An 8,536-nucleotide genomic window follows, 5' to 3' on the forward strand; every position below is an offset into this window, starting at 1 on the left:
GAACAGCGCCACGAGGCAGAGGCAGACGATCACGCCGAACTCCTCGCCGGTGACGGAGAAGATGAAGTCGGTATGCGCGTCCGGCAGGTGGCGCTTGGCGACGCCCTCGCCGGGACCGGTGCCGAACCAGCTTCCGGAGCGGAACGATTCGCGCGACCAGAACTCCTGGAAGCTGTCGCCGGAGTCGCGGTTGAGGAAGCGGCTGATGCGCTCGCGGACATGGTGCAGGAACGTATAGGCCATGAAGACCCCGAGGAGGCCGCCGGCGCCGAGGCCCGCCACCCAGAACCAGTGCAGCCCGGCCACGAAGAACAGCGCGCACCAGACGATGGTGATGAGCATCGTCTGCCCGAAATCGGGCTGAAGGATGAGCGGCACGATGGTGACGGGCAGGAGCAGCACCGCCAGGAAGCCGCCGGGCATGTCGCGGCGCTGCGCGCCCTCCGAGAAGGCCCAGGCCGCCACCACCACGAAGGCCGGCTTCACGAACTCCGAGGGCTGGAGGCCGAAGGAGCCGAACTGGATCCAGCGGTGGGCGCCCTTGATCTCGGGGCCGAACTTGCCGGCGAGTACGCAGAGCGCCACCCCGACGAGCCAGGTGCCGAGCGCCAGCCGGCGCACCTGCCGCAGGGACAGGAACGAGACGGCGACGATGAGCAGGATGGTCGGCGCGAGGTAGAGCGCCTGCCGGTTGAGGAAGTAGAAGGTCGGCAGGCCGATGCGCTCGGCCACCGGCGGGCCGCCGCCCATCAGGAAGACGAGGCCGGCCACCATCAGCGCCCCGAGCCCCGCGAGCAGGCCGCGGTCGACGGTCCACCACCAGTCGGTCAGAGGCGTGCGATCCGCGCGGGACATCATGGGCAGGGGGCCTCCGGGCGGAAGACACCCGCCGCAGGGCCGCGATCCTGTGCCGGAATGGTAAACGGTTGGTGGACGCGGGCGCCGACGATCGGGTCCCGCGATCGTCCCGTCCCAGCGAAACAATTTTAGGTTGCGCTCCGATTTTGCAACCTGTGATTAAGGAAAAAGGTCTCATCTGAGTCCAGGTCAGCGGAAGACCGCTCTCTCGGCAACTTCTGCGGACCGAGACTTGGAGACTGCCCCGCCATGTTCGCTTCCACCAAGCAGATCGAGGCCGCCGCAAAGCTCGCCGCGCTCGACCGCGTCCAGGGCATCATCGAGTTCGATCTCGCCGGGAACGTCCTCTCTGCCAACGCGAACTTCCTCTCCGTGATCGGCTACACGCTGCCGGAGATCGCCGGCCGCCACCACGGCATGTTCGTGGACCCGGCCGAGCGGGAGAGCGAGGCCTACCGGGCGTTCTGGGAGCGGCTGCGGGCCGGCCGGTCCGAGGCGGCGCAGTTCCGCCGGATCGCCAAGGGCGGGCGCGAGGTCTGGATCCAGGCCTCCTACAACCCGATCCTCGGCCGCGACGGACGCCCCTTCAAGGTCGTCAAGTTCGCCACCGACATCACCCGTCAGAAGGCCGAGGACGCCGACCGGGCCGGCCAGCTCGCCGCGATCCGCAAGGCGCAGGCGGTGATCGAGTTCGATCTCGAAGGCATCATCCTCGACGCCAACGCGAACTTCCTGTCGGCGGTGGGCTACGCGCTGCCGGAGATCGCCGGCCGCCACCACGGCATGTTCGTGGACGAGGGCGAGCGCCGCAGCCCCGAGTACGCCGCCTTCTGGGCGAGCCTGAAGCAGGGCACCTACCAGGCCGCCCAGTACCGGCGCCTCGGCAAGGGCGGGCGCGAGGTCTGGATCCAGGCCTCCTACAACCCGATCCTCGACGCGGCCGGACGGCCCTACAAGGTGGTGAAGTTCGCCACCGACATCACCGACCAGGTGAAGCTCCTCGAGAACCTGCGCCACCTCATCGGCCACAATTTCGGGGAGATCGACCAGGCGATCGACCATTCCACGCGGGAGGCGCAGTCGGCCGCGCGGTCGGCGGACTCGACCGCCGGCAACGTGCAGATGATGGCCGCGGCCTCCGAGGAGCTCGCCGCCTCCGTGGTCGAGATCGCGCAGAGCATGGCCCGCTCGCAGACGGCGAGCGACGCCGTCACCGACGAGGTCCATGCCGCCGACGGCTTCGCCGAGCGCCTCTCGGGCGCCGCCCGCTCGATGAGCGGCATCGTCGGGCTGATCCAGTCGATCGCCGCGCAGATCAACCTGCTGGCGCTCAACGCCACCATCGAGGCCGCCCGCTCCGGCGAGGCCGGGCGCGGCTTCGCCGTCGTGGCGCAGGAGGTGAAGCACCTCGCCGCCCAGGCGGCAGCGGCCACCGATCAGATCAACGGCGAGATCAACGGCATGCAGTCGATCTCCGACGAGGTCGTGCGGGTGCTGGGCTCGATCCGCGAGTCGGTCGGGCTGATGCGCGATCAGGTCGTCAACACCGCCGCAGCGGTGGAGGAGCAGACCCTCGTCACCCGCGACCTCTCGGTGAACATGCAGGAGGCGGCCGGCGCCGTCTCGGCCATCGCCGGCAACGTCTCGGCGATCTCCTCCTCGGTGGTGCAGGTCTCGAACGCGGTGGCGACCACGAGGCAGGCGGCGCAGGTCCTGGCGCGGTAGCTGAGGCCCGCTTCCGCCGGCGGCCGGGCAGGACGCGATCAACTCCTCGTGAAACCGGACCTTTGGACAGGTTGATCCGGACCTTGGCCGCGCCAGTTTGGCGGGCGCCAGAACGATCCGCCTTCCAGGGATCCGGCATCGGAGGAGACGACCATGAGGATCCACCCGCTCGGGGCGGCGCTGTTCGCGAGCCTGCTCGCCACGCCCGCGCTCGCCCTCGACGTGACCAAGACCGCGACGATCGCCGCGCCCCCGGCCAAGGTCTGGAAGACCATCGGCGGCTTCTGCGGCATCGGCGACTGGCACCCGGCCGTCGAGAAATGCGCTCTGTCCTCGAAGGGCGGCAAGAGCGTCCGCACCCTCAGCCTCAAGGGCGGCGGCACCATCGTCGAGGAGGAGCAGTCCCGCGACGAGGCCAAGATGGCCTATACCTACACGATCCTCGAGAGCCCCCTGCCGGTCTCCGGCTACCGCTCGACGCTGAGCGTCGCCCCCGAGGGCTCCGGCTCGAAGCTGACCTGGACCGGCAGCTTCCAGGCCAAGGGCGCCCCCGACGCCAAGGCCCAGGAGGTGATCGGCGGCATCTACGAGGCGGGCTTCAAGGGGCTGGCCGAGAAGACGAAGTAGGGGAGACGCCGTCCCGCGGGCGGAGACGCCTCGCGGGATACGCCCCACCGATCATCGAGCAGACGACGCCGGCGCGGAGTCCGATAAGTCCGGGCTGCCGTGGCGGCGCTTCCCGATGCGCCCTCGGGCCGCGCTGCCAGGCGAGGTGAGGACGCCCTACCCCAGCCCCCGCACCAGATCGCGAAACCGGTCGCCGCGGACCTCGAAGTTCGGGAACTGATCGTAGGAGGCGCAGGCCGGGGAGAGCAGGACCACGGGCTCCGGCGCCCCGGAGGCGGCCGCATTCTCCGCGGCGGCGGGGACGGCGGCCTCCAGGATCTCGCAGCGTGTGTAGGGCACCATGCCCTCGAGCGTGGCGGCGAAGGCGTCGGAGGCGGCGCCGATCAGGTAGGCGTGGGCCACCCGGTCGAAGAGCGGCACCAGGGGGAAGATGCCCCCGTCCTTGGCCTTGCCGCCGAGGATCCAGTGGATGTCCCGGAAGGCACCGAGCGCCTTCTCGGTGGAATCGGCGTTCGTCGCCTTCGAATCGTTGACGAAGAGCACGGGCCCGCGCTTGCCCACCTCTTCCATGCGGTGGGGCAGGCCGGGGAAGGAGCGCAGCCCTGCCTGGATCGCCTCGTCGGAGAGGCCCACGGCACGGGCGGCGGCGAGCGCGAAGGCGGCGTTCTGCCAGTTGTGAGGACCACGCAGCGAGCCGATGCCGGAAAGGTCGGCGACCTGTGCGCCCCCGGCGTCGAACACGGCGGCGTCGCGCGCGGTGAGACCGTCGAAGGGCACGCCCGCCGCCGAGGCCGTCACCCGCACCCGCACGAGGGGGCCCGTGCGGCGCTCGGCGATCGCCCGGCTCGGGGCGTCGTCGACGCCGACGACGGCGAGGCTCGCGCCCGCCACGAGGCGCTCCTTGATCGCGGCGTAGCTCTCCATCGCCCCGTGCCGGTCGAGATGGTCGGGGGTGATGTTGAGCAACAGGCCGACGCTCGGGTTTAGCGAGGGCGTCAGGTCGATCTGGAAGGAGGAGAGCTCGATCACGTGCACCCGGTCCTCGGAGGGGGGCTCCAGGGAGAGGATGGCGGTGCCGATATTGCCGCCCATCTGCACGTCGCGGCCGGCTTGCACCAGAATGTGGGCGATGAGCGCCGTGGTGGTCGACTTGCCGTTGGTGCCGGTGATGGCGATGAACGGCGCCTGCGGGCTGAGATGCGTCCGCTCCCGGCAGAACAGCTCGACGTCGCCGATGATCTCGACGACGGCCTCCTTCGCGAGCCCGACGCTCCAGTGCGGGGCCGGGTGGGTCAGCGGCACGCCCGGCGACAGCACGAGCGCGGCGATCCCGGACCAGTCGGCGCCACGCAGGTCGCCGGTCGTCACGTCCTTCGCCGCCGCGCGGGCGACGCTCTCCGGGCTGTCGTCCCAGGCGAGCACCTCGGCGCCGCCGGCCTTGAGCGCCAGCGCCGTCGCGAGCCCCGAGCCGCCGAGGCCGAACAGGGCCACTCTGCGGCCGGCGAAGGTGGTGACGGGGGTCATGCGCGCTTCCGAGCCGCCGGCATCAAGACCGGCGCGAGCGCCCGTCATACCCCGGCGGGGGGCTAGCGCAACTTCAGCGTCGCGAGGCCGGCGAGCGCCAGGATCACGGCGATGATCCAGAAGCGGATCACGACCTGCGGCTCCTTCCAGCCCTTCTGCTCGAAATGGTGGTGGATCGGCGCCATGCGGAAGACGCGCTTGCCGGTGAGCTTGAAGGAGGCGACCTGGATGATGACCGACATCATCTCGAGCACGAACAGGCCGCCGACGATGGCGAGCACGATCTCGTGCTTCGTCGCCACGGCCACGGTGCCGAGAAGGCCGCCCAGCGAGAGCGAGCCGGTGTCGCCCATGAAGACCTGGGCCGGGGGCGCGTTGAACCAGAGGAAGCCGAGCCCCGCCCCGATCACCGCCCCGCAGACCACGGCGAGCTCGCCGGTGTCGCGGACGTAGTTCACCTGGAGGTAGTTCGCCGTGAAGGAGTTGCCGACGAGGTAGGCGATGACGCCGAAGGTGCCGCAGGCGATCATCACCGGCACGATGGCGAGCCCGTCGAGACCGTCGGTCATGTTCACGGCGTTGCCGGCACCGACGATCACGAAGCCGCCGAACAGCACGTAGAACCAGCCGAGGTTCAGGAGCGCGTCCTTGAAGACGGGGAAGGCGAGCTGGTTCTTGAGGACCTGCGGCGAGTAGAGGGCGATCATGGTGCAGGCGGCAATCGCGATCAGCGCCTCCAGCGCGAGGCGGAAGCGGCCTGAGAAGCCCTTGTGAGACTGCTTCGTCACCTTGAGGTAGTCGTCGTAGAAGCCGATCGCGCCGAAACCGAGGGTCACGGTGAGGGTAATCCACACGTAGTGGTTGCGCGGGTTCGCCCAGAGCAGAACCGCCACCACGAAGCCGGCAAGGATCATCAGGCCGCCCATGGTCGGCGTGCCGCGCTTGGTCAGCAGGTGGGTCTGCGGGCCGTCCTCGCGGATCGGCTGGCCCTTGCCCTGGCGCAGGCGCAGCAGCGAGATGATCCAGGGCCCGAACCAGAACACGAACAGCCCGGCCGTGAACATCGCCCCGCCGGTGCGGAAGGTGATGTAGCGGAACACGTTGAGGGCCGAGAGCTGGCCGCTCAGGTCCGAGAGAAGATACAGCATCGGGGCTCTGCGGCTCGTTCTGCGGCGGGTGCTGCGGCGCGCGGCGCAGTCCCTGGCGATGGGCGGCGGAACCGCCGGGGCGGATTCCGGCCGGAATTCAGCGGGGGGCGGCCGGCGAGACCGCCCGGAGGGCCGACTCGCGGGGCGCGGGTTCGCTCGCGTAGCGGGCTTTCAGGGCCTCGACAATCCGGCCCATGCGGATGCTGTTCGAGCCCTTGACCATCACGGCGTCCCCGGCCCGGAGGCTCGCCAGCAGCGGCTCGACGAGATCGCCCGAGGTCTGCCCGGCGACGCCCCGGCGGGCGACGGGGAGCGCCTCGAACAGCCCGGCCATCAGGGGACCGGCCGTGAACACCGCGTCGATGCCCGCGGCCTCGACGGCCTCGCAGAGCCCGCGATGGGCGGCCTCGGCGCCCTCCCCCAGCTCGAGCATGTCGCCGAGGACGGCGATGCGGCGGCCGCGGCCCGCGGTCTCCATGCCGGCCAGCGTCGCGAGCGCGGCGCGCACGGAGGCCGGGTTGGCGTTGTAGCTCTCGTCGACGAGCACGGCCTCGCCGTCGCCGACGCGCAGCAGGGTGCGCTCGCCCCGGCCGACAGGGGGCTTCAAGGCGGCGAGCGAGAGGGCGGCGCGGGCGAGATCGGCCCCGAGCGCATGGACCACGGCCATGACGCCGAGCGAGTTCATGGCGGTGTGCCGGCCCGGCGTGCCGAGCTGGTAGGTCACGGGCATGCCCATCACCACGGCATCGACCACCGAGAGGTCGGGACGCAGCACGATACGCTGCGCGCGCACGTCCGCCTCCGGATGCTCGCCGAAGCTGATCACCCGTCCGGCGCGGGAGGCCTGGGCGTGGGCGAGCAGGCGCGAGAAATTCGGGTTGTCGCGGTTGAGGATCGCGACGCCGCCGGGCTCGATCCCGGAGAAGATCTCGCCCTTGGCGTCGGCGATGGCGGAGAGCGAGCGGAAGTGCTCGATGTGGACGGGCTCGACGGTGGTGATCAGCGCCACGTGCGGGCGGACCATCGCGGTGAGCGGCAGGATTTCGGCACCGTGGTTCATGCCGATCTCGAACACGCCGAAGCGGGTCGCCTCGGGCATCCGGGCGAGCGTCAGCGGCACGCCCCAGTGGTTGTTGTAGGAGGCGGCCGAGGCGTGCGTCGCCCCTTGCGCGGCGAGCACGTGGCGCAGCGCCTCCTTGGTGCCGGTCTTGCCGACGGAGCCGGTGACGGCTGCGACCTGCGCGCCCGTCCGGGCGCGGGCGGCGACACCGAGACGGCGAAGGGCCGCGAGCACCGGATCGGGGCCCTCGGCGGGCACGGCGAGCAGCGGGCCGGCGGAGGCAAGCGCCTCCGCCCGGTCCCCGGAGACGAGGGCGAGCGCCGCCCCGCGGGCCAGCGCGTCCGGCACGAACCCGTGCCCGTCGCGGGCATCGCCCTTCAGGGCCACGAACAGGTCGCCGGGCTGGAGGGTGCGGGTGTCGATCGAGGCGCCGGTGACGGAGGCGGCCTCGCCGAGGAGGCGGCCGCCGGTGGCGGCCTGGAGCGCGTCCGGGGTCCAGAGGGGAGCGTCGGTCATCGGGCGTCCTGCAGCTCCGCGAGCGCGGCGCGGACCACGTCGTGGTCCGAGAAGGGCAGCACGCGATCCCCCACGATCTGGCCGGTTTCATGGCCCTTGCCGGCCACCACCAGCACGTCGCCGGGCGCGAGACCGTGAACGGCGGCGCGGATCGCCTCGGCGCGGTCACCGATCTCCTCGGCGCCGGGTGCGGCTGCGCGGATCGCGGCGCGGATCGCGGCGGGCTCTTCGCTTCGGGGATTGTCGTCGGTGACGATCACCCGGTCGGCGAGGCGCTGCGCGATGGCGCCCATCAGCGGGCGCTTGCCCCGGTCGCGGTCGCCGCCGCAGCCGAACACCAGGACGAGCCGGCCGGTCGCGAAGGGGCGGAGCGCCAGCAGCACGTGCTCCAGAGCCTCGGGCTTGTGGGCGTAGTCGACGAGGCAGAGCGCGCCTCGCGCCTCGCCGATCCGCTCCATGCGGCCGGGCACGCCGGTGAGATGGTTCAGCGCCGCGATCACGCCGGGGCGGTCCGCCTGTCCCGCCGGGGTCGCGAGGGCGAGACCGGCCGCGAGCAGGGCGTTCTCCACCTGGAAGGCGCCGGCCAGGGGAAGCCTGACCTCGTACTCGACGTCCTGCTGGGGATGCAGCGGACCGGGCGCCCGCAGGTGCAGGACCTGATCGAAGCCTTCCGTCCGCGCGGCGAGCAGCCGGATCGTCTCGCCGGCCCGGCCGGTGGTGCGGACAGGGCGGCCGGCGCCGCGGGCCGCCGCGATCACCCGCTCGGCATAGGCGCCGTCGGCGTTGACGATGGCCGGCCGGCCCTCAGGGAGGAGAGTGGTGAACAGGCGCAGCTTCGCCTCGAGGTAGTCCTCGATCGTCGGATGGTAGTCGAGATGGTCGCGGCCGAGATTGGTGAAGCCCGCCGCCGTCAGTTCCACCCCGTCGAGGCGGCGCTGCTCGATGCCGTGGGAGGAGGCCTCCATGGCGAGCTCCGTGACGCCCTCGGCGGAGAGCCGCGCCAGGGTCTCGTGGAGCGTCACGGGGTCGGGGGTGGTGAGCGAGCCGTAGGTGGCGCCGCGGTTGGTGACGATGCCGA

The 8,536-nt window shown here is 71.4% G+C and carries 7 protein-coding genes; 2 read left to right on the forward strand and 5 right to left on the reverse strand.

The genetic code is table 11. The features are described 5' to 3' along the window. A partial coding sequence (locus MFF04_RS18745; protein WP_238278082.1) for an FtsW/RodA/SpoVE family cell cycle protein occupies window positions 1-858 on the reverse strand: 858 nt, incomplete at its 3' end. Window positions 859-1,107: 249 nt separating this feature from the next. Here MFF04_RS18745 and MFF04_RS18750 point away from each other — a divergent pair. Next, on the forward strand, window positions 1,108-2,583 hold the full coding sequence (locus tag MFF04_RS18750; RefSeq protein WP_238278084.1) for a methyl-accepting chemotaxis protein: 1,476 nt from the start codon (window positions 1,108-1,110) through the stop codon (window positions 2,581-2,583). A gap of 153 nt (window positions 2,584-2,736) precedes the next feature. Continuing rightward, complete coding sequence (locus MFF04_RS18755; RefSeq protein WP_238278086.1) at window positions 2,737-3,210, forward strand: SRPBCC family protein; 474 nt, start codon at window positions 2,737-2,739, stop codon at window positions 3,208-3,210. Between the two features lie 156 nt (window positions 3,211-3,366). Here MFF04_RS18755 and murD read toward each other — a convergent pair whose 3' ends face one another. The 4 genes from murD to MFF04_RS18775 all read right to left on the reverse strand — a co-directional run. Continuing rightward, on the reverse strand, window positions 3,367-4,734 hold the full coding sequence (murD, locus tag MFF04_RS18760) for a UDP-N-acetylmuramoyl-L-alanine--D-glutamate ligase (protein ID WP_238278088.1): 1,368 nt from the start codon (window positions 4,732-4,734) through the stop codon (window positions 3,367-3,369). Window positions 4,735-4,796: 62 nt separating this feature from the next. After that, window positions 4,797-5,882 (reverse strand): phospho-N-acetylmuramoyl-pentapeptide-transferase, encoded by a 1,086-nt coding sequence (gene mraY / locus MFF04_RS18765; protein ID WP_238278090.1) that lies wholly within the window; start codon window positions 5,880-5,882, stop codon window positions 4,797-4,799. Window positions 5,883-5,979: 97 nt separating this feature from the next. Further along, a complete protein-coding gene (locus tag MFF04_RS18770; protein ID WP_238278092.1) occupies window positions 5,980-7,458 on the reverse strand; it encodes a UDP-N-acetylmuramoylalanyl-D-glutamyl-2,6-diaminopimelate--D-alanyl-D-alanine ligase in 1,479 nt (492 codons plus the stop codon). Then, a partial coding sequence (locus tag MFF04_RS18775; RefSeq protein ID WP_238278095.1) for a Mur ligase family protein occupies window positions 7,455-8,536 on the reverse strand: 1,082 nt, incomplete at its 5' end. The genes MFF04_RS18775 and MFF04_RS18770, both read right to left, overlap by 4 nt.

It is taken from the genome of Methylobacterium jeotgali (genome assembly GCF_022179345.1).
In the GTDB taxonomy this organism is placed as follows: domain Bacteria; phylum Pseudomonadota; class Alphaproteobacteria; order Rhizobiales; family Beijerinckiaceae; genus Methylobacterium; species Methylobacterium jeotgali.